Genomic DNA, 20981 nt, shown 5'->3' with positions numbered 1-20981 from the left:
CAACTTCTTCTATTTTAAGTTTCATAGTGCGTAATGTAACGACTGAATCTTTTAATTCGATGACTTCTTATTAATTGCTCAGGGGGTAAATGTCCTTGTGACTTTTTTGATATCCTCCACTTTGTGCTATCCCTGATACTTACCCAATCAACTGAATTTTATTGTCACAGCGATCACCATAGCGAAATCATCATTACGGGAGTCTTTCGCTATGGCACAAGATTATCATCATGGCGTCCGCGTGCAGGAAATCAACGAGGGCACGCGCACCATTACCACTGTCAGCACCGCTATTGTCGGGCTAGTCTGCACAGCGGATGATGCTGACACCAAAACTTTTCCCTTGAACACACCTGTCTTGTTAACCGACGTTCTGACTGCCAGTAGTAAGGCTGGAAAAACGGGCACACTGTCCCATGCTCTGCGAGCAATTGCCGACCAGTCCAAACCCGTGACTGTTGTTGTGCGTGTGGCTCAAGGGGAAACCGAAGTCGAAACCACGTCGAATATCATTGGCGGCGTTACCGACGATGGTAAAAAAACGGGAATGCAGGCGCTGCTTGCGGCACAAGGTCAGCTCGGTGTTAAACCACGCATTCTAGGTATACCCGGTCACGATACCCAACCTGTTGCGGCGGCTCTCGCGGGTATTGCCCAGAAATTGCGGGCAATGGCTTATGTCAACGCCTATGGCTGCAAGACCATCTCAGAGGCTATCAACTACCGCAACAACTTTAACCAGCGCGAACTGATGTTGATTTGGCCGGATTTCCTCAGTTGGGATACGGTCAAAAATAGCGGGTCTATTGCATACGCAACGGCTCGTGCGTTGGGCCTGCGTGCCAAAATCGACGAGGAAACCGGCTGGCATAAAACCCTGTCCAACGTTGGTGTTAATGGTGTGACAGGGATTTCTGCCGATGTTTTTTGGGATTTGCAAGATGTTGCCACCGATGCCAACCTACTTAACCAGAGCGCCGTTACGACCTTGATCCGCAAGGACGATTTTCGCTTCTGGGGTTCCCGCACCTGTTCGGATGATCCACTGTTTCAGTTCGAAAGTTACACACGCACGGCGCAGGTACTGGCCGACACGATGGCTGATGCGCATATGTGGGCGATTGACAAGCCACTGACACCTTCGCTGGTACGCGACATTATCGAAGGTATTAATGCCAAGCTGCGCGAACTGAAATCCAATGGTTACCTGATCGACGGTCAGTGCTGGTATGACGACAGTGTTAACACCAAGGACACCCTGAAAGCAGGCAAACTGTTCATTGATTACAACTACACGCCGATCCCGCCATTGGAAAACCTGCTGTTGCGCCAGCGCATCACTGACCAGTACCTGATGAATTTCGCCAACGGCATTAACAGCTAAGGGGCTACTCGTGGCATTACCTCGTAAACTCAAATACCTGAATTTGTTCAATGACGGCAACAATTACATCGGTGTTGTAGAAGAAATGACGCTTCCTAAACTGAGCCGTAAGCTTGAAGCCTATCGCGGCGGTGGTATGAATGGCACTGCCTCGGTGGACTTGGGGCTGGATGATGGCGCACTAGATGCCGAATTTTCTCTCGGTGGTGTCGAGTCCCAACTTTACCGACAGTGGGGTATTGAGAAAGTGGACGGTGTTTCTCTGCGCTTTAACGGCTCCTTTCAGCGTGATGATACCGGGGAAGTGATTGCGGTCGAAGTCGTGATGCGTGGCCGCTTTTCGGAATTTGACCACGGCAGCTACAAACAGGGCGACAACAGCCAGACCAAAGTCAGCGCCAAAAATACCTACTTTAAACTAACGTGGGATGGAGAAGTCCTGATCGAAATCGACACCGTTAATATGGTGGAAATCGTTGGTGGTGTTGACCGTCTGGAAGCCCACCGACGCGCCATCGGTTTGTAACAATTGAACGCTTATCATCTATAAATCACCATAGGAACATTCACCATGATTGAACAAACCCCTGTTGCCCAGCCGGAACACGCTACAGTGACATTGGAAGAACCTATTACCCGTGGTGCAACCACCATCAGCGATGTCGTTGTGCGTAAGCCCAACAGTGGCGCACTGCGTGGTGCCCGTTTGCAGGCCCTGATGGAAATGGACGTCGATTCTATGATGTTGGTTTTGCCTCGTGTCACCGCGCCGGTACTGACTAAAAATGATTTGTTGCTGATGTCGCCCGGCGATCTGATTAACCTCTGCATTGAGGTGGTTAATTTTTTGTTGCCGAAGTCGGTGAAGTCCGATTTCCAGCATCAATAACCGTTGATGAACTGGTGGCAGATATTGCCACCGTGTTTCATTGGCCGCCTGCTGTGACAACTGAGATGGGCCTGCCTGAATTGTTGGCATGGCGTTACCGGGCCATGAAACGGAGTGGGGCCGATAATGAGTGACCGAAACTTACGCCTGCAAGTTATCCTGAATGCCGTTGATAAAATTACCCGTCCTTTCAAGAGTGCGCAGGCTTCTAACAAACGGCTGGCTGAAACCCTTCGCCAGTCGCGCCAGCAACTCCGGGAACTGAACCAGCAGGCCGGACGGATCGATGGTTTTCGCAAGGTAAAGCACCAATTGCTAGAAACCCGGCAGGTTTACCGCAGCGCTACCGAACGCGTGGCAGCACTGAACCGTGAAATTAACGCCAGTCAGAACCCGACACAGGCCCAAATCAACCAGCTACAGCGGGCAAAAAACGCAGCCAGGCAGTTCGAGGAAAAAAATCAATCCCTGAGTCAGTCCCTGCAACGTCAGCGTGATGCCTTGCGCGCCAGCGGTATCTCAACTAACCAGCTTGGACAGGCGCAGAGACGGATAAACGCGGACATCAACCACACAACCAATATGCTCCAGCAACAGGAGCAGCAGCTTGGGCGTTTGAGACAGCAAGAACAACGGTTGGCTAATGCCCGCTCTCGCTACCAAAAAATGAAAGATGTGCATAACCAAATGACGGCAACCGGTGCTGCGGCAACGGCAGCGGGTGTTGGTGCGCTCTATGGTGCTAAACGGGTGATGATGCCGGGTTATGACTTTGACGTGGGGATGTCGAAGGTGCAAGCGCTGACCCGTCTGGATAAGCATTCTCCTGAACTAAAAAAATTGCAGGAGCAGGCGCGGCATTTAGGCGCAACAACGGCATTCACCGCCAATCAGGTCGCGCAGGGACAGAGTTTTTATGCAATGGCCGGCTTTACTCCAGACCAGATACGATCAGCCATGCCTAGTACATTGGCGATGTCATTGGCGGGTGATACCGATTTAGCCGCGACGGCGGACATTGGTTCCAATATCCTGACGGGTTTTAAGCTGAAATCCGAAGAAATGGGGCGGGTGAGTGACGTACTAGTGGGTGCTTTTACTCGTTCTAACACTAATCTGATGATGCTGGGTGACACCATGAAGTATGTCGCCCCTGTAGCGGCAGGATTAGGGGTTGATATTGAAACCGCCGCTGCAGCGACGGGTAAGCTCGGTGATGCCGGTATTCAGGGTAGTATGGCGGGTACCTCCCTAAGATCCATTTTAGGACGACTGGCTGAACCGCCTGCTGCTGCCGCGAAAGCGTTGGCAAAACTGAACATTCAGACTAAGGATGCCAAGGGTAATCTCCGTGCCTTGCCGGATATCCTGACTGAGCTGGACAAGAAAACGACTAAAATGGGTAACGCTCAGCGTGCCGGCATTTTCAAAGCCATTGCCGGGGAAGAAGCCTTTTCCGCTCTGTCGGTATTGGCTGAAAGAGCCGGTACGGGGGAATTGCAGAAATTCATCAAAGAATTGAAGAACGCCCAAGGTGAGGCAAGGAAAGTCGCCGATACTATGACTAATAACCTTGACGGCGACCTGAAAAGTCTGTCATCGGCGTGGGAAGATATCGGTATTCAAATTTTTGGCGGTGTGAACAGTCCTTTGCGTGGGATCACCCAGCGTATCACCAAAATTATCAGTAAAACGGGTGAGTGGATGAAGGCCAACCCTGAACTGACCAAAACGTTAACAATGGTGAGTATCGGGCTGGGTATTATTTTGACGGTTTTTGGTGCGATTATGCTGGCATTGGTTGCTCTGTTGGGACCACTGGCAATCGTTAAATTTGGCCTGTCAGTGTTGGGTATCAAGGGAGCAGGTTCAATGCTACGTCTTGGTAACGTGTTTTCCTATATTGGGAAAATGGCGATGTGGCTGGGGCATGTTATGTGGACAAACCCCATTTTAGCGGTTATCGGTTTGATTGCTGTGGGCGCTTACCTGATCTGGCAATATTGGGACAAACTCGGCCCGTGGTTCCAGAACTTATGGAACAACATTTCGAACTATGTTTCCACCACATGGGAAAACATCAAACAGCGGGCATTAGCCAAATGGAATGAGCTGGTCGCTGACACGAAAAAAATTCCGTCCGAATTTAAGAAGATTGGCGGTGAGTTTGTTGAAAATCTTAAGGCAGGCATTGAGGAAAAATGGGAATCCCTGAAAAAGAAATTCTCCGAACTGGGCAAGATGGTTAAAGACGCCTTGACTCCTGACTTTATGCAGGAAGAAAACCAAGATCCCAAGCAAAAGGCGGCATTGAATGCTTATAAGGAAGCTACCGGTCCGATTGGCGGCATACTGGCGGGTGGATTCGATAAAGGTGGTTACATCCCGACGGGCAAGATTGGTATCGTGGGGGAATATGGCCCGGAGATCATCAATGGCCCCGCCCGCGTCACCAGTCGCCGTCAAACGGCTGCATTGGCGACAATCGCGGCCCTATCTGTAGGGGCAGTCTCGCCAGTCAGCGCCCAAAATGCTCCGTTGCATCCATACAGTTTGCCCGCGTCACAGTATCAGACATCGGTTGTTTCAGTTGCTAACCAGATCCAGGACAACAGACGATCCATTTATGAAATTCATATACACGCCGTTCCCGCACAATCCGCACAGGATATTGCTCAGGCGGTGGCTCGTGAACTGGATCGCCGTGAGCAACAACAACGCGCCCGCGCCCGTAGCTCATTTTCTGATAGAGAGGACTTTTATTCATGATGGCCGCATTGGGTTTATTTGTCTTTATGCTGAAAACCACGCCATACCAGAGCTTGCAACACCAACAATCATGGCGCTATGGATTTAACAATCGGGTGGATGCCCGTCCTGCTTTCCAGTTTATGGGGCCAAATAACGATACTATTATACTGTCCGGTACCCTGTACCCTGAAATCACCGGAGGCCGGTTGTCCTTGCTGGCCCTGCAATTGATGGCTGAGAGTGGCAAGGCATGGTCATTTCTGGATGGCAGCGGCACGATTTACGGCATGTTTATTATTGAAAGTATCGACCAGACCAAAAGTGAATTTTTTATCGACGGTACCGCTCGTAAAATTGACTTTACCGTCACGTTGCGCCGTGTGGATGACAATTTAGGGGAGATGTTCGGCGACCTTCGCACCCAAATGACTGACTTGAAAACCCGTGTCACACACAAATTGGGCGGGCTATTTTCATGATTTCTTTACCTGATATGCTAAAACTAGATTGGGTAACCGGCAAAACTAATACACCTGTGTATGTTCTCAGTGCTGGTGACAAAAATGTCAATGCCCGCATTCAGTCACGGTTAATTTCCCTGAATCTAACCGACAATCGGGGTTTTGAGGCTGACCAGTTGGATATTGAACTGAATGATAGCGATGGTCTGTTATCTCTGCCTCGTCGTGGGACGGAGTTATCTCTGCATCTGGGCTGGCAGGGGGAATCACTGATCCACAAAGGTAAATTTATTGTGGATGAAATCGAATACAGTGGTGCGCCGGACAAGATAATCATCCGTGCCCGTAGTGCAGATTTTCGGGCGACGCTTAATATCAATCGCGAGGTGGCTTATCACCAGAAAACGATCAACGATATTGTGCACACTATTGCCGTGCGTAACGATTTGACGCCGAAAGTGGACAAAATGCTAGCCAACATCACCCTCAGTCATATTGACCAGACCAGCGAATCCGACGGCAATTTTCTAACCCGGTTGGCAAAACAGGAGGGTGCCATTGCCATGATCAAGAATGGCTATTTGCTTTTTATCCGACAGGGGCAGAACAAAGCCGCCAGCGGACAGTCCCTGCCTTCGGTTATCATTACCCGGCAGTCTGGAGACGGTCACCGTTTTTCACTGGCTGACCGGGGCGCTTACACCGGCGTTTCCGCCAGTTGGCTTAATATCCGTAACCCGAAGCAAAAAGAGAATATCACTGTCAAACGCAAGCGAAGTAAGACCAATCAGCAGCAAGAAGAGAAAAAACAGGACCATTATCTGGTTGGCAGTGAGGGCAACGTTTTTGTGATGAAGCACATCTATGCTAACAAGGCCAATGCCGAACGTGCAGCTAAAGCAGAATGGGAGAAAATTCAGTGCGGTGTTGCTTCGTTCTCAATCCAACTGGCAAAGGGGCGGCCAGAGTTGTTCCCTGAAATGAAAGTCAGGGTGAGCGGCTTTAAGCCCGAAATCGACACGGCAGACTGGACGCTGGTGACTGTCACACACACACTGAATGACAGTGGATTAACGTCATCCTTGCAATTGGAAGTGAAAATTTCTGATTCAGATATGATATAGTTGCTTTAGTGCCAGTTTCAGCTATGGCAACCTGTTTGTTGAGGTACTCGCGTTATGATGAGATGCCCCTTATGCGGCCACGCCGCCCACACTCGCAGCAGTTTTGAACACACAACCCAAACTAAGGAACGTTACAACCAGTGCCAAAATATTAATTGTGGCTCAACGTTTGTTAGTCATGAAACCTTTGTTCGGTTCGTCACCAAGCCGACATTGATTGAAGCGGTCCTGCCGCATCCTGATAGTGGACAGCAGACCGTGCTGGTATTCTGAACGAATAGTTGTCGATGAGTAAATAATTAAAAAAAGCGTTCCATTATTTATCGTGGGGCGCTTTTTTTATGTGAAAAATATTTTTTCTGAGGGGCTTCGGTGTGGTGAGGACAGGATTTATCCCATAGCCGCCTTAAACTATATTCAATTTTCAGGTGTGTGTCTGTAATTCACTAAAATCTGATGGATAGCTAAAACAGCATCAGAAAAATCATCATCTACAATATAAAAATAACATTCAGGAACGTTTAACACTTTGGAAAATGCGCACATTATTTCAAAGGTTGGCTGATGCGTTCCATTTTCATACTGTGACACTCTCGCTCGTGCCGATTTTACATCTATGCCAGCCGCAATCCCTAATTTTTCTTGTGTGATCTTTGCACGTAAACGAGCGGATTTTAAGCGTTTGTTAATCATAAACTTAACCGTCAGTTATTAAAAATATAGTTAACGATATATTTAACATTTCTTAGTGCTTTTTTTGTCAAAATTCACTTAACAAGAATCTTAATGTTTGATTTGTTATTTTATGCCATATATGAAATTAATTGCCATATATCTTACTTAAGTTGGCAGTTTAATATGGATTTAGACCGCATAAAAATTTTTTGGCAAGGTGAAGCGGCATAAATATCAGCTAATAAAAACGAATGTCTTGGGTGTTTTTATACCTTAATTTTCGCTATTAACATGTAAAGCCAAATTTTTAACGATAGTCACATTATATTTTCTTTAAGAATGTTGACGATATGTTTAGTATTCCTTAACATACATGTTGTTAAGGAATTCTTAGCAAAAAAATCAAATTAATTAAAAGGAAGTCTATCATGCATAAAAAAATCTCTGATGACTGGCATCCAGCAGACATTATTGCCGCTCTAAGAAAACAAGGAACAAATCTTTCAGCCGTTTCACGTAAAGCGGGATTAGCATCATCCACATTAAGTAACGCGCTATATCGTCCGTGGCCAAAAGGAGAAAATCTGATTGCCACCGAATTAGGTTTACATCCATCTGATATTTGGCCATCACGTGGAAGGTAGAAAAAGGTGAATTCAAGCGAATGGCGCTGAATACAGTTTTAGCGCCATTATTAGGTATCAGAGTTGTCTCAAACAGTATTCAATCTTTAGGAGAGTGTTTATAATCCACTAAAATCTGATGAATAGCCAAAACAACATCAGAAAAATCATCATCTACAATATAAAAATAGCACTCAGGAACGTTTAATACTTTGGAAAATGCACACATTATTTCGAAGGTTGGTTGATGAGTTCCGTTTTCATACTGTGATACTCTCGCTCGTGCTGACTTTTCATCTATGCCAGCCGCAATTCCGAGTTTTTCTTGTGTGATATTTGCACGTAAGCGAGCGGATTTTAAGCGTTTGTTAATCATAAAGTTAACCGTCAGTTATTGGAAATGTAGCTGGCGATATATTTAACATTTCTTAGTGCTTTTTTTGTTAAAATTTACTTAACAAAAATCATATAGTGTTAACGACACTAACAAAGATATTATAGTGTTTAATAACATTACTAAAAAGTTTGTCAGGTAAGTACCACATTACGTACACTTAAGATAGCATAAAATCTATGGTCATCCCCGAATTTTATACCCGAATATCAAAGCTCAAATTTGGCTTTTAAATCACCATTTAATACCTCTGTTCGAGTCTGTAGTAAATAATGAGTGCTCCGTTGGCTTCATTGCATTTGCTACTTTTTCACCATGCGCTTAGATATGACTTCATTGATCGTGGATTCAACGAATGCGGAAGAAATAGGTTCTCCGTATCGGTACATTTCCCCATAATTTAGGATCATTGCCCTATTATTTCTAATGTAGATATACATCTCATCTATCTGTTTTAAAAGAAATTTATGATTTTCATATCGAAGATCGTCGTTATCACAAATCAGGCTGCAATTCAGACCTGCTAACTATAATTTCCCATAAGTATCATGTTATGATAGGCTATCTTTATCGAACACTAGTAACGAACTATTGACCGTTAAAATTGTTCGTTTATACTGTTAGATTACTGACTGAGTAACGGCCTAATTATGAATTTGATTAATGATTACACGCTTAGAAATCAAAGAAAAAACAAGAAAATAAATGATGTACTTTGTTTTCTCAAATCAGAAACGTTCACTACAGCGGATGTTTTAAAAGGTGTGTTAAAATTCAAAACAATCAGCCCTGTTTATACTTTGTTGAGGAAACTAGTAGCCGAAGGTGTAATTTGTGTATATTCCTGTGATCTTGGCACGGGCAAAATCAACATATACGGTTTGACACCACATGGGGCAGGGCTTGCCATGAATGAGAACGATAATATTGCAGACATTCATATATTCCATCCATCTAAGACTACAATCTCAGTTCTTAGGCATAAACTTGATATACAGTTGATTCGGATAGTTGTTGAGACGAAGGGTCATCAATGGTTATCGATATATAGTACTAAAAAGAAAAAGCCCGAAGCTTTCGATGGTTATATTATTACATCTAAATCCGTCAATAAAATTGCGGTCAAAGTTGAACGTACAATTAAGAGCCTTGAACACTATCGTAAAATATTAGGGCAGTACATCGAACAGCAGCAAAACAAGCAATTTGACCAAGTATATTACTTATTACCTGATGTTAATTTGAAAAATAGAGTTGAGAAAATTTATAAATCTATTAACAGTGTGATAGTTGGGAATGAGACTATCACGATTGATGAGCAGACATGGAATTTTATTAAATTTTTTACATATGAGGAGTTGAAAAACACCTTATAAATAAAAAGCAGGCGAGGGACACAACGCGGGCAAGCGCTGTGCCCTCTGATCACATAAACAGCACTTTGAGGAAGTGTTTATATGACTATTAAAAATAGTACCATAACTGGACGGGAATTAGCAGAATTAATCGAGCGAGTTATAGAAGTTGCAGAAGCATTCGACATATTTTTCTGTCTTTTTCCAGATGAAGAAGATTTTGTTCAGTCTTCCCAGCTCTTACTTTTGCCACTTAGTCGTTGTCTCATTGACGTCGCTAGTAAACTACACGAGTTGTCAGTTGATGGCGAGCTTATTTTGATGGGAAAATTATCAAGCTGTACATAATCGTATAAGGTGGATGTAGACTACTAAATCAAAAACCCCTCATACATGTATGAGGGGTTTTAAGCCCTTTGCGGGAGAAATTTTTAACAAAGCCCTCATGGGGAATAATCATACTTTAGTTGATAGAATCCAAAAAGTCAACTTTCAGATTTACTCATAAGACTTGATGCGCCGATGATTTTGATTATTGAACGTTGTATCTTTTCAACATCTTCACGCGTCAAATATTGCTGAAATGTTTGTTTATTATCTCTTAATTTAAAGAGTCTGTTTGTGTTTATTATCTGCATATGATGAACTAACGCCCAGCGTTTACGGCGATCGTAAAAATTAGTTATTTGAAAAATAGATTGATCTAATTCGACATGATAACCACGAGCAATACCATCGTTGTTCAGAGTTGAAGAAATCGGAACAACGAGATAACCATTGCTACACAAACGGGCATTCATGATTACAACCATTCTTTTTTTTACCATCTCAGGTGGGATGCGACCATTAAAATGGTCTGGTTGTGCCGGTAAACCAAAGTCACATTCTAATATTTCACCGATACGCGGGCGATATCTAATAGCCATTTAATTAATTAGCCCTCTAAAATAATAGTTCCTACCCTAGTATATGTGTTAGGTCAGATATCTAACAGTGTAAACGAACAATTTTAACGGTCAATAGTTCGTTACTAGTGTTCGATAAAGATATCCTATCATAACATGCTACTTATGGGAAATTATAGTTGATAGATATTTTTATTGCCTATAATTCAGATTATTGACGATGTGCTTGTTTTTCATCCAGCACTATGTTCAATAGTGAACCGGGGTTGGCGAAAAGGATGGCTAGCTTTCATCAGCCAAAGTTAAAGTTTACGGTCTGGCCCACACCTTTTTATATTCTGTGCATCTTCATTATAAACAAGGTAGGGGGTGATAACTTTATTTTTAACGATTTCTCATTAATGAGTTCAAAAGAATTATTGTCTGGGTAGTTTCATATTGTTGTGGTTAGAAAGATATAGTGGGGGGATGAAAGCCCCGAAAAAAATCGGGGCTTATGTCGATGTGGTCAAGGTGTGGACACTTACTTAAATAAATCCTTTTATTACAATGTGTTATGTTTGAAAAACAAACACCATCCCTGTCTTTCAGGCCCTTTTTAGGGCCTTTTTTTTCAGTCACTTACAACGTATTTCTTTGTAAAACAACAACATAAAAAAGTATAAAGGGGTTGGAATGTATACAAAAGTTTTTGAGTGTGGACGCTTGTTGGACGTTCGCCACACTCTCTAGCTTTATTCTACTTCTATCCCACCCTTAAGAGGGTTTAATGTAATGGCATGTTGCAAATAGTCCGGGGCAAGGTGGGCATAGACCATTGTTTGGATTATGCTGGCGTGCCCTTTGGTAAGTCGGGCTTTACTACATGTAAGATCTTGCAGAAATTTATGTAGTCAACATTGAACAGCTTGCTTGGGGAATTTCCCATGAGGGTTTTGTTAAAAATTTCTCCCGCAAAGGGCTTATAACTCCTCATTAACCCGGTCTAATCCCCCGCCAGGGCGTTATTTTCACTTCTCCTGCAATAAAATGCTTGTTCTCCAGAAATAAAAACAACAAAGCATTGCGATTAGCAATGGCAGCTCGCAGGACGAGATAGCTACGCTGGCTTGATGCACAGCACAACGTAGCCCCCCGCCCGCTTAAAGAAGATAACGGGGGTGATTCATCTGTTGATGAAGGATACGCGCAATCAGAATATCGGTATCCCGGATAGTATAGAAAACCGTGTGGCGGTGAAACTCAACCCGCATGACACCTGGGACAGATGAGCATTCCCTCCCTATATGTGGCATTTCAGCTAGCGTGTCAAAAAATGCTTCCAGTGCCTCCGTATAGTGGTCAGCCTGAGCTTCACCGAACTGCAAAAGTGTATAATCATAAATCCCAGCAAAATCTTCAGCAGCCTGATCCGTGAGCTTATACATTATGTCTGCGTTTCCGTTGTTCCGCTATATCCCGTAGGGTCAGCGAGCTTTCCCCACTTTCCAAGCCAGCAATAACCGCCTTGCGTACAATCTCATCGTAAGCTTCTTGTTGCTCCAGCAAACGCAGCGCCGAACGCATAACTTCACTGGCATTTCCATAACGGCCACTTTCAATCATATTCTGTACGAACCTGTCAAGCTGTTCGCCCATACTGACAGTAGTAATTTTTCTCATATCTCACCAATGTATTAATAGTTAATACATCAAGTGTACGGCAAATCAGGCCGCATTACCAACGTTCTGAAGCCCCGAAAAAATCGGGGCTCAGACCGCTGACAAACCTCGTTGAAAATAACGGGGTTTGTTTGTTTCTAATGTCTCCATTTTCCTCATTAACCCGGTCTAATCCCCCGCCAGGGCGTTATTTTCATTTCTCGTGCAACTCACGAAAACGGGTATAACGGTGTCCGTGATGTTGCTTCGCATCCGCAAAACCGCGCTCTATCGCCTCCTTTCGTCGTTTGTAGATCTTTTTTCCCCATAGGGTTAATCGGTTTTCTCTGGCCTGCTCTTTACTGGCCTCCCAGATATGGCGGGTTATCATTTTTTTGTTTTCTTTGAAAACAACATTGTTGTTATAGGCTATTGTGCTAGTATGACAACACAAATGACAACACGCTTTGAGGCAATAGTGAACGAAGGAGGGTGAATGGAGACGATTCATTTTCGTATTGATGAAGAAACCAAACGCTTAGCCATGCAAGCTGCCAAACGCCATCAGACAGACTTAACAAAGTTAATGAGACAAAAAGCCGAAGAGTTGGCGAATGAAGAACGTGAGTATCAAAAAAATACCCATGCTCACTGGTTAGAAGCGGAAATTGAGAAAGCAATTGACCGATGTGAAAACGGCTTGGCTCATTTTATCGATGATTCTGAAAGTCATCGTCGGATGGCTCTACTGCGTAATAAGCTGAGCAGGGGATAAAGTGATACGTATTTCATGGGAAGAAACCGCCCAAACTGACCGGGAGCAAATTTATCTCTATTTCTTTGAACAGGCTGGGCTGTTATTGGCTGATAAAGTTGATACAAAATTTTCGGAAATGGCTGAACTTCTGAAAGTTAGCCCATATGCAGGCATAAAGGCTCGTAACGGCCCAGATGAACGTTATAGAAAACTCGTTGTCCCTCATTTTCCTTTCATCATGTTCTACCGTTACGATGAGGATATAGAAAATATAAAAATTCTCAGAATATTGCACACCTCCAGAAGAATAACCGGGCTTTTTTAAGTAAAAAACTTTGAGGTGAATCTCAAAAATATTCCAGCCAGATAACTGGGAGCATTTCTTTGTCTGACAGTAAACTGAATTATAAAAAAGCTCCTCGGCATGCGAAGGGCTTTTTTATATATCGATGTGGTCACGGTGTGGACATTTTTGTTTTTAAATCCTTTTATTACATAGTATTGCGTTGTAAAAATGAACGCCATCTTCGTTTTCCCGCTTCCCACCGGCAGGTTTTTTTATTGTTGTTATTCTAACCAATCCTGTTTATCTTATTTCATTTAACTTAAGTAGATTTGATTGTTCATTTGTGCTCAAAAAGGGAAAAGGTATGTCTGGTAACGAGGTAAAAGATCGGCGTCCGATCAAGACACGCAATGCAGTGTGGGCCAGTAAGATGGCTAAATGGTTGCAATATAAAGGGGCGACACCAAATGGCATATCTGTTGCCAGCGTTGTTTTTGCTGTATTAGCTGGCGTGTGTTTTGCCGTATGTTTTTTAGTCGAGTCTTCTTGGTTGACTTCAGTTTTATTGATTATTGGTGCCTTGCTTATTCAAGGCCGACTAATGTGTAATTTATTGGATGGCATGGTTGCTGTTGAGGGGGGATTGAAGACGGCTACCGGTACTGTTTTTAATGATCTTCCTGATCGTATTGCTGATTCTTTTATTCTGATTGGGGTAGGGTATGGTTTAACGCTTTTTCCATTTGCGATTTCTCTTGGCTGTATTGCTGCATTATTAGCTGTTTTGACCGCTTATATTCGTTTGTTAGGTGGGACTTGTGGTTTATCTCAGCGTTTCCTCGGTCCGATGGCGAAACAGCATCGGATGGCATTAATTACCGTTAGTTCAATTGTTGCCGCTTTTTTACCTCAGTTATGGAGCCAGTATCTTTTATTGGCGGTATTAGTCGTTATCACATTGGGTTGTCTTTGGACATGTGTTCGGCGAACCAGAGTCATATTGAATGAATTACAAGAGAAGGATGCTTGTAATGAATATACCCGTCATCTTTCAAGTTGCCTCTTTGTTGGCTGCACTCGCTCACCCCGGTCACATAGTTACCTATGCTCCCGGGGATTCACTCCCTTGCCGTCGCGATCCATCTTGAAATCCATAGGGTATAAACCACAAGAAGTGACATTGGTAAGTAAAGGTATGGGTTCGTTTCTGTCTGGGCTTTGCCGTTTATTAACAGGAGTGAGAATTCGTTGGATTGGGTGTAAGCCATCGGTAGTTTCCCGAATTTATTATGCTAATCATAGCAGTCATCTGGATGGATTAGTTATTTGGGCTGGATTTCCTCGGGTGTTACGTTCTCGGGTGCATCCAGTTGCTGCACGTGATTATTGGAGTAAAACTTATCTGCGCAGATATTTTATTAATAAAGTTTTTCGGGCTGTGCTTATTGATCGTAAAGGAGAGGATTGTTTAAAGGGAAATACCCTGACACCCATGGAGGATGTATTAAAACGAGGGGAATCTTTAATTTTGTTCCCGGAGGGAACGCGAGGGAGTGGGGAACAAATCAATAAGTTTAAAGGGGGGCTATATTATTTAGCGAAGAAATATCCTGATATTGAGCTTATTCCAGTTTATCTGGAAAATTTAAACAGGGTTTTGCCAAAAGGCTCGGCACTTGTTGTTCCTGTTATTTGCTCGGCAACATTTGGACAACCTTTGGAAAAGTTAGGTGCAAAAGAGGAAAAAGCTGACTTTTTACAGAGAGCTCGTCAGGCATTGGAGGCGTTAATATTATGACTATGCTTAATAATAAACTACTCCTGTTGTTGGGAGGTATGTTCGTGCCGTTAATTATTGCCAGTATTGTTGGTGCAATACTTTCCTCCAAATATTCAAGGGATAACAGTAATGCGACAATCGATAATCTGAATGCCCGCATCCGTGGCTGGTGGGGGATGTGTATTATTTGTGTGTTGTCGGTGATTATTGGGCCAATCGGTTCGGTGTTATTATTTGCGAGTATGTCATTTTTCGCTTTGCGGGAATTTTTCACTTTGACACCAACACGACGAAGTGACCATGAGGCCATGTTCTGGTGTTTCTTTATTTTCATGCCATTGCAATACGTTGCCGTTGGTATTGAGTGGTATGGCGTGTTTTCTATTTTCATTCCTGTTTATGTTTTCCTGTTTTTACCTGCTCGTATTGCATTGGCTGGAGATACAACGAACTTTCTGGAACGGACAGCCAAAATACAGTGGGGTATGTTAGTTGCTGTATTTTGTATTAGCCATGCCCCCGCTTTATTGATGTTAGATATTCCAGGTTATGAGGGGGAGAATGTCGAGTTATTGTTGTTTTTAATGATTGTGGTGCAGATGTCAGATGTCTTGCAATATGTGTTTGGTAAATTATTTGGCAAACATCCTATTGTGCCTAAATTGAGTCCAAATAAAACAGTTGAAGGTTTTGTTGGTGGCATTTTGGTTTCAGTGTTATTAGGAATGTCACTTTATTGGGTAACGCCATTTTCTCCGTGGGAGGCAGGTTTGATGTCATTAGCGATTACGCTGATGGGCTTTATTGGTGGCTTGTGTATGTCGGCGATAAAACGTGATAGTGGCATTAAAGATTTCGGTGAAATGATTGAAGGTCATGGCGGCATGTTAGATAGGATCGATTCGTTGTGTTTTGCCGCCCCAGTCTTTTTCCATCTGACACGTTATTTTTATACATAAAGATTAAATAAAAGATCATTTTGTAGTGCTCTTATACCGAATGAACTTCAAGATGCTTGAGTTGTCAGATATAAAAACATTTAAATTCAACAACATAATCGTTTTTCAAACATGCACTTTGAAGTATCTTGAGTATAAATGATCTAGTGTTGAATTATATAATTGTATGAGGTGGTGTATGGCATATCAAATCTTAACAAACACAGCGGCGAGTATTACCGATCTGAAACGTAACCCTATGGGAACATATTTACAGGGAAAAGGTGAGGCTATCGTAATCCTAAACCGAAATGAACCAGCGTTTTATTGTGTGCCGCCTGAATTATTCGCTTACTATCCCCTCATGTGCCGTCAGCAAGACTAAGTGGTCGAGTTAACCGGTGCGGTCTTCTGGCTACCACTTGGTTTATGAGGTGAACGACAATGAGATTATCTTGCTCGTCATTGCTATTGGTAAACGGGCCGGAGATTTGGTTTATAAATTGTCGCTCAAGACAGTTGTCCAGTGCGAGCGGGGATATAAGGATAGGATTTCTCGGAGGTTGGTTGATGACCTTAAGAGCTATAGGAGCATAATTAAATGGTTTTTTAGCCAACTTGATCTCAAAAAGGGACTTATTGTTAATGCAGACTTGGTTTTTTACCGTATTATATGAAAAGTTGAATCAATTCAGCTTGATTGTTTCAGTACGCCGGGTGGTAGCAGGTTAAAAAGGCAGATTTCTCAGGCAAAGTGATCGCATACGGAGTCCGCCGTTAGCGGGTTTGCAATTATTACATCTACAAGTCAGAGGTCGTCATGAGCAATGAGATCAAAAGAATCGGTGTCTTAACGAGTGGCGGTGATGCGCCGGGTATGAATGCAGCTATTCGTGGTGTGGTTCGTGCGGGATTAACCGAAGGGTTGGAAGTTTTCGGTATTTATGATGGCTATCTTGGCTTGTATGAAAACCGCATGAAGAAACTTGACCGTTTTAGTGTGTCCGACATGATTAACCGTGGTGGTACTTTTCTAGGCTCAGCCCGTTTCCCAGAGTTCAGGGATGAGAAGGTTCGTACTGTCGCTATTGAGAACATGAGAAAAAACGGTCTTGATGCTCTGGTCGTTATCGGCGGTGACGGTTCCTATCTTGGTGCGAAAAAACTGACAGAAGCGGGTTTCCCCTGCATTGGTCTACCGGGCACTATTGATAATGATGTGGCGGGTACCGACTATACCATCGGCTATTTCACGGCGCTGGAAACTGTGGTTGAAGCGATTGACCGTCTGCGTGATACCTCGACTTCCCACAAACGTATTTCCATTGTTGAAGTCATGGGACGTTATTGTGGTGATCTCACTTTGTCAGCCGCTATTGCAGGTGGTTGTGAGTTTATTGTTCTACCGGAAGTCTCATTTAGTTGTGATGAGCTCGTAGCGGAAATTAAAGCGGGTATCGATAAAGGCAAACGCCATGCCATCGTTGCAATTACCGAACATGTTTGTGATGTTTATGAACTTGCGAGACATATCGAAAAAGAGACGCATCATGAAACCCGTGCCACAGTCTTAGGCCATGTTCAGCGTGGTGGTTCCCCGGTTGCCTATGATCGTATTCTGGCTTCCCGTATGGGGGCATATTCCATTCAATTGCTGTTGGAAGGTTATGGTGGTCGTTGTGTTGGTATTCAAAACGAGAAACTTGTTCATCATGACATCATTGATGCAGTGCAAAATATGAAACGTGTGTTTAAACAGGATTGGTTGGAAACCGCGAAAAAGTTGTATTGATCACGTCAATACCGGCAAATCTAAATCCGTTGCAGCCTCGTTGGAGGCTGTAATTTATCTTTAGATATTCCTTTCACATATAAATAAATGCTTTTAATTATTTCTGAGTGATAACGCTTTCTGTCAGCCTTGAATTTCATAACAGTTAAAACAGCTTGTGGAGAGATTCAAATGAAAGTCAGATGGCGTGTGGCATTGGCGTTACTATTGATTACCAATAGCAGCGTCTGGGCAAAAGATCTTCAACTTCTTAATGTTTCCTATGATCCAACCCGTGAGTTATATCAGCAGTATAATCAGGCTTTTAGCGATTATTGGCAACAGAAGACAGGGGATAAAGTGATAATCCGGCAATCTCATGGTGGTTCGGGTAAACAGGCAACTTCTGTTATCAACGGCCTTGAGGCGGATGTGGTGACACTGGCTTTGGCCTATGATGTGGATGCCATTGCGGAACGTGGCCGGATAGCGAAAGCATGGATTAAGCGTTTGCCAGAGAATTCTGCCCCCTATACTTCAACCATTGTTTTTTTAGTGCGGAAAGGTAATCCAAAGCAAATTAAAGACTGGTCAGATTTAGTTCGTCCAGGAGTATCTGTTGTGACACCTAATCCAAAAACATCGGGCGGTGCACGCTGGAATTATTTGGCTGCATGGGGTTATGGGTTGATTCATAACAATCAGGAACAGGACAAAGCGAAAGCGTTTGTTAAAGCCCTTTACCAGAATGTTGAAGTGCTCGATTCTGGCGCAAGAGGAGCGACCAGTACTTTTGTCGAGCGTGGAATCGGTGATGTATTAATTGCCTGGGAGAATGAGGCATTATTAGCGATTAATGTGCTTGATAAAGATAAATTCGAAATTGTGACACCTAGTCTGTCAATTCTGGCTGAGCCGACGGTTTCTGTTGTTGATAAGGTTGTTGATAAACGTCATAGCCGTGAGCTAGCAACAGAATATCTGCAATACCTTTACTCGCCAGTTGGGCAGGAGATAGCGGCTAAAAACTATTATCGACCACGTGATAAAGCGGTTGCTGATAAGTACCGCTCCTCTTTTCCTGCGTTGGAATTATTTACTGTCGATAAGATATTCGGCGGTTGGGGTGAAGCTCAAAAAGTGCATTTTGCGACTGGCGGTGTGTTTGATGAGATTATTCAGCGATAAAAATGAGTAACCGCCGTAGGTGTACGGCGGTCAATTATCGTTGAAATATGAATTAGGCTTTTTTCGCAGTGGCTGCGGCTTTTACGATAACAGCGAAAGCATTCGCTTTTAGAGATGCACCGCCAACTAATGCACCGTCAATGTCTGGTTGAGCGAATAGTTCAGCGGCATTATCTGCGTTCACAGAGCCACCGTACTGGATAATGACTTGTTGTGCGATTGCTGTATCTTTCTGCGCAATATGATCACGGATGAATTTATGCACAGCCTGAGCTTGTGCCGGTGTTGCTGATTTGCCTGTACCAATTGCCCAAACAGGTTCGTAAGCAATGACCGCATTTTGGAATGCTTCTACTCCCAATATGTTCAGAACCGCATCAATTTGCCTTGCACATACGCTTTCAGTTTGGCCGGCTTCATTTTCCTGTTCAGTTTCGCCGATGCACAAAACAGGGATTAGACCTTGTTGTTTAAGAATGGAAAATTTTTTCACAATGAATTCATCACTTTCTTGGTGGTAAGTACGGCGTTCAGAGTGGCCGATAATAATGTATTCTGCGCCAATGTCTTTCAACATTGTGGCGGAAGTTTCACCGGTAAATGCACCAGACAGGTTAACGTCAACGTCCTGTGCACCTAGAGCAATGCGGCTGCCAGCCAGTGCTTGTTTAGCCTGAGAGAGATAAAGCGCTGGTGGCGCGATAGCGACGTCACAGCCGGTAACACTGCTTAATTCTTGACGCAGGCCAGTGATGAGTTCGTTAACCATATGGGTGCTGCCATTCAATTTCCAGTTACCCATAACTAATGGATGTCGCATGTTTTTTCCTCCAACCAGAGAATGTTTAAGTAGTGAGTTGAATGAAATTCATTCTTAAGATCGATTCGGTAGATCGGCGCTCCACAGTATAGTGATCATTGCCGACAATAGCTTTTTTTTATTGCTAAATTTGATTAGTTATCGGGTTCAAATAACCATAGCTTAATCGGTTCAATAGCGAAAGTAAGCGTTTTTTCGCTACTATTTACCACAATATAGCGAATAGCGCCGATGTTGTGGCTGTAAAATGGCGATTTTTTGCTGTTTATGAGTAAGTTATCAATATTCTCTTTGCTTTGTTCCTGTGAAAGCGTTGGGTTAAAGTGGCGCATTAGGGCGATCATGTACTGCTCTGCCAGCATTTGGTTTTGCTGAGTTTCAGCGGTATTTTCTGATGGTAGTAATGTCAGTTGCAGGCTTTTGATTTTTTCGCTTCCTCGCTCAAGTACGGCGGAAGAATAGAGTTTTTCATTGATTTTACTGGCAGCTCGTGTCAGTGGCGGATAAATGTTTTTACTTATGATTACCCGATACTCGCGTAGTGGCAATGTCGGGTTGTGGCGATTATATTTTTCGCGAAATCGCGGGATAGTTTCATCGAAAGAGGGGGCATTCGGCAGAAGATAGGTCGCTTGTACTGTGGGTTCTGTGGTTGTGGATTTATCAGCATGGGCTACCAATGGCAAACCGACGCTGTTTGCCGCTAATATTATGGCTAGAAATTTATTAACGTCCATTTTCATGTTGCCGCTCGCTTAGGTTAAACTGCGCAGAGAAACAGAATACACGATTGGAAAAGAATAGATGACATTACAACAATGGGGTTTTTCATTCAAAGGACGAATTGGGCGGTGTGAATTCTGGATTGGCATTGGTGTTTGCTTGGCTTTGATGTTTGTTATCTTGACTATTCAGGGAATGAATTCTTTGACCATGCACTATGCTGTTTTTGCACTTGTCTTGGTGATGTATCCCGTAGCGGCAATGATGGTTAAGCGTCTGCATGATCGAAATAAGCGGGGAGGCTGGTCGCTGCTTTTATTACTGGCAGGGCTGTTGATTGCTGTTGACTGGGGTGGCATGGCACCGTTCTGGCAATGGGGGATTGGCCGTTTTATCCCCACATTGATCATTGTAATGATGGTGCTTGATTGCGGTGTATTCCGTGGTACGGATGGGCCAAACCGGTTTGGTGAGGCGACAGAGAAAGTGGATTTTATTTCTGTCAAAGATGATTGA

At 43.6% G+C, this 20981-nt stretch carries 26 protein-coding genes and 4 pseudogenes; 19 read left to right on the top strand and 11 right to left on the bottom strand.

The features are described 5' to 3' along the window. The first annotated feature begins 211 nt into the window (after positions 1-211). The 8 genes from LGZ98_RS07395 to LGZ98_RS07360 are packed head-to-tail and all read left to right on the top strand — an operon-like array spanning position 212 to position 6882. Positions 212-1384 carry a phage tail sheath protein gene (locus LGZ98_RS07395; RefSeq protein ID WP_262977879.1) on the top strand — a complete coding sequence of 391 codons (1173 nt, stop codon included), beginning with the start codon at positions 212-214 and terminating at the stop codon, positions 1382-1384. 10 nt (positions 1385-1394) lie between these two features. After that, entirely contained in the window at positions 1395-1910 is a 516-nt protein-coding gene (locus tag LGZ98_RS07390) for a phage major tail tube protein (RefSeq protein WP_036811406.1), read from the top strand. Between the two features lie 45 nt (positions 1911-1955). Beyond that, positions 1956-2273, top strand: a complete 318-nt coding sequence (locus LGZ98_RS07385) for a phage tail assembly protein (protein ID WP_149616303.1) — start codon at positions 1956-1958, stop codon at positions 2271-2273. A 14-nt stretch (positions 2274-2287) separates the two neighbouring features. Further along, positions 2288-2407, top strand: coding sequence for a GpE family phage tail protein (locus tag LGZ98_RS07380; RefSeq protein ID WP_051560792.1), 120 nt, complete (start codon positions 2288-2290; stop codon positions 2405-2407). Next, positions 2400-5042, top strand: coding sequence for a phage tail tape measure protein (locus LGZ98_RS07375; RefSeq protein WP_262977878.1), 2643 nt, complete (start codon positions 2400-2402; stop codon positions 5040-5042). The genes LGZ98_RS07380 and LGZ98_RS07375 overlap by 8 nt, the downstream gene beginning before the upstream one ends. Beyond that, positions 5039-5503, top strand: coding sequence for a phage tail protein (locus LGZ98_RS07370; RefSeq protein ID WP_262977877.1), 465 nt, complete (start codon positions 5039-5041; stop codon positions 5501-5503). The genes LGZ98_RS07375 and LGZ98_RS07370 overlap by 4 nt, the downstream gene beginning before the upstream one ends. After that, positions 5500-6609: a phage late control D family protein gene (locus LGZ98_RS07365; protein ID WP_387491422.1), complete on the top strand. Its 1110-nt coding sequence runs from the start codon at positions 5500-5502 to the stop codon at positions 6607-6609. The genes LGZ98_RS07370 and LGZ98_RS07365 overlap by 4 nt, the downstream gene beginning before the upstream one ends. A 54-nt stretch (positions 6610-6663) precedes the next feature. Beyond that, positions 6664-6882 carry an ogr/Delta-like zinc finger family protein gene (locus LGZ98_RS07360; RefSeq protein WP_262977876.1) on the top strand — a complete coding sequence of 73 codons (219 nt, stop codon included), beginning with the start codon at positions 6664-6666 and terminating at the stop codon, positions 6880-6882. Positions 6883-7026: 144 nt separating this feature from the next. Here LGZ98_RS07360 and LGZ98_RS07355 read toward each other — a convergent pair whose 3' ends face one another. After that, complete coding sequence (locus LGZ98_RS07355; protein WP_113049737.1) at positions 7027-7302, bottom strand: helix-turn-helix domain-containing protein; 276 nt, start codon at positions 7300-7302, stop codon at positions 7027-7029. Between the two features lie 410 nt (positions 7303-7712). Between LGZ98_RS07355 and LGZ98_RS07350 the strand changes: the two genes are divergently transcribed. Beyond that, the gene (locus LGZ98_RS07350) at positions 7713-7928 is read left to right on the top strand and encodes a helix-turn-helix domain-containing protein (RefSeq protein ID WP_113049738.1); all 216 of its coding nucleotides are present in this window, start codon (positions 7713-7715) and stop codon (positions 7926-7928) included. Positions 7929-8007: 79 nt separating this feature from the next. On the opposite strand, the gene LGZ98_RS07345 is transcribed toward LGZ98_RS07350, so the two are convergent. Both LGZ98_RS07345 and LGZ98_RS07340 read right to left on the bottom strand, forming a co-directional pair. Next, positions 8008-8283 (bottom strand): helix-turn-helix domain-containing protein, encoded by a 276-nt coding sequence (locus LGZ98_RS07345; protein ID WP_113049739.1) that lies wholly within the window; start codon positions 8281-8283, stop codon positions 8008-8010. A 227-nt stretch (positions 8284-8510) separates the two neighbouring features. Beyond that, positions 8511-8816: pseudogene (locus LGZ98_RS07340) on the bottom strand (ISKra4 family transposase); the annotation flags it as partial. A 135-nt stretch (positions 8817-8951) separates the two neighbouring features. Between LGZ98_RS07340 and mobC the strand changes: the two are divergent. Continuing rightward, complete coding sequence (gene mobC / locus LGZ98_RS07335; RefSeq protein WP_262977875.1) at positions 8952-9677, top strand: MobC family replication-relaxation protein; 726 nt, start codon at positions 8952-8954, stop codon at positions 9675-9677. Positions 9678-9758: 81 nt separating this feature from the next. Next, complete coding sequence (locus LGZ98_RS07330; RefSeq protein WP_036811429.1) at positions 9759-10004, top strand: hypothetical protein; 246 nt, start codon at positions 9759-9761, stop codon at positions 10002-10004. Between the two features lie 137 nt (positions 10005-10141). Here LGZ98_RS07330 and LGZ98_RS07325 read toward each other — a convergent pair whose 3' ends face one another. From LGZ98_RS07325 to LGZ98_RS07300, 6 genes and pseudogenes are all read right to left on the bottom strand, one after another. Then, the gene (locus LGZ98_RS07325) at positions 10142-10582 is read right to left on the bottom strand and encodes a type II toxin-antitoxin system PemK/MazF family toxin (RefSeq protein WP_262977874.1); all 441 of its coding nucleotides are present in this window, start codon (positions 10580-10582) and stop codon (positions 10142-10144) included. Positions 10583-11295: 713 nt separating this feature from the next. After that, positions 11296-11510: pseudogene (locus tag LGZ98_RS07320) on the bottom strand (site-specific integrase); the annotation flags it as partial. A gap of 26 nt (positions 11511-11536) precedes the next feature. Next, entirely contained in the window at positions 11537-11686 is a 150-nt protein-coding gene (locus tag LGZ98_RS07315) for a hypothetical protein (protein ID WP_262977873.1), read from the bottom strand. Positions 11687-11703: 17 nt separating this feature from the next. After that, positions 11704-11988, bottom strand: a complete 285-nt coding sequence (locus LGZ98_RS07310; protein ID WP_113043008.1) for a type II toxin-antitoxin system RelE/ParE family toxin — start codon at positions 11986-11988, stop codon at positions 11704-11706. Next, entirely contained in the window at positions 11981-12223 is a 243-nt protein-coding gene (locus tag LGZ98_RS07305; RefSeq protein WP_113043006.1) for a type II toxin-antitoxin system ParD family antitoxin, read from the bottom strand. Before LGZ98_RS07305 ends, LGZ98_RS07310 begins: the two co-directional genes overlap by 8 nt. A 205-nt stretch (positions 12224-12428) precedes the next feature. Continuing rightward, positions 12429-12671, bottom strand: a pseudogene (locus tag LGZ98_RS07300) (transposase); the annotation flags it as partial. Positions 12672-12698: 27 nt separating this feature from the next. On the opposite strand from LGZ98_RS07300, the gene LGZ98_RS07295 reads away from it, so the two are divergent. The 7 genes and pseudogenes from LGZ98_RS07295 (at position 12699) to LGZ98_RS07265 (ending at position 18922) form a co-directional block, all read left to right on the top strand. After that, positions 12699-12977: a damage-inducible protein J gene (locus tag LGZ98_RS07295; RefSeq protein WP_113043004.1), complete on the top strand. Its 279-nt coding sequence runs from the start codon at positions 12699-12701 to the stop codon at positions 12975-12977. A 1-nt stretch (position 12978) separates the two neighbouring features. After that, positions 12979-13284, top strand: a complete 306-nt coding sequence (locus tag LGZ98_RS07290; protein WP_113043002.1) for a type II toxin-antitoxin system RelE/ParE family toxin — start codon at positions 12979-12981, stop codon at positions 13282-13284. A 1156-nt stretch (positions 13285-14440) separates the two neighbouring features. After that, the gene (locus LGZ98_RS07285; protein WP_113043072.1) at positions 14441-15043 is read left to right on the top strand and encodes a lysophospholipid acyltransferase family protein; all 603 of its coding nucleotides are present in this window, start codon (positions 14441-14443) and stop codon (positions 15041-15043) included. Continuing rightward, the gene (locus tag LGZ98_RS07280) at positions 15040-15984 is read left to right on the top strand and encodes a phosphatidate cytidylyltransferase (protein WP_191214902.1); all 945 of its coding nucleotides are present in this window, start codon (positions 15040-15042) and stop codon (positions 15982-15984) included. The genes LGZ98_RS07285 and LGZ98_RS07280 overlap by 4 nt, the downstream gene beginning before the upstream one ends. A gap of 178 nt (positions 15985-16162) precedes the next feature. Next, positions 16163-16318: pseudogene (locus tag LGZ98_RS07275) on the top strand (plasmid stabilization protein); the annotation flags it as partial. Between the two features lie 465 nt (positions 16319-16783). Next, positions 16784-17755: a 6-phosphofructokinase gene (gene pfkA, locus LGZ98_RS07270; RefSeq protein WP_113042999.1), complete on the top strand. Its 972-nt coding sequence runs from the start codon at positions 16784-16786 to the stop codon at positions 17753-17755. A 171-nt stretch (positions 17756-17926) separates the two neighbouring features. Further along, a complete protein-coding gene (locus LGZ98_RS07265; RefSeq protein WP_113042998.1) occupies positions 17927-18922 on the top strand; it encodes a sulfate ABC transporter substrate-binding protein in 996 nt (331 codons plus the stop codon). Between the two features lie 52 nt (positions 18923-18974). Here the strand turns inward: LGZ98_RS07265 and tpiA are convergent, their stop codons facing one another. Continuing rightward, entirely contained in the window at positions 18975-19742 is a 768-nt protein-coding gene (tpiA, locus tag LGZ98_RS07260; protein ID WP_113042996.1) for a triose-phosphate isomerase, read from the bottom strand. Between the two features lie 134 nt (positions 19743-19876). Then, a complete protein-coding gene (locus tag LGZ98_RS07255) occupies positions 19877-20479 on the bottom strand; it encodes a YiiQ family protein (RefSeq protein ID WP_387491436.1) in 603 nt (200 codons plus the stop codon). Positions 20480-20546: 67 nt separating this feature from the next. Here LGZ98_RS07255 and LGZ98_RS07250 point away from each other — a divergent pair, with 67 nt between their 5' ends. After that, positions 20547-20981, top strand: a complete 435-nt coding sequence (locus LGZ98_RS07250) for a DUF805 domain-containing protein (protein ID WP_112878960.1) — start codon at positions 20547-20549, stop codon at positions 20979-20981.

This window comes from Photorhabdus kayaii (genome assembly GCF_025384895.1).
Classification (GTDB): domain Bacteria; phylum Pseudomonadota; class Gammaproteobacteria; order Enterobacterales; family Enterobacteriaceae; genus Photorhabdus; species Photorhabdus kayaii.
The sequence above is the reverse complement of the archived record's forward strand: the minus strand, read 5'-3'. Positions and strand labels throughout refer to the sequence as shown.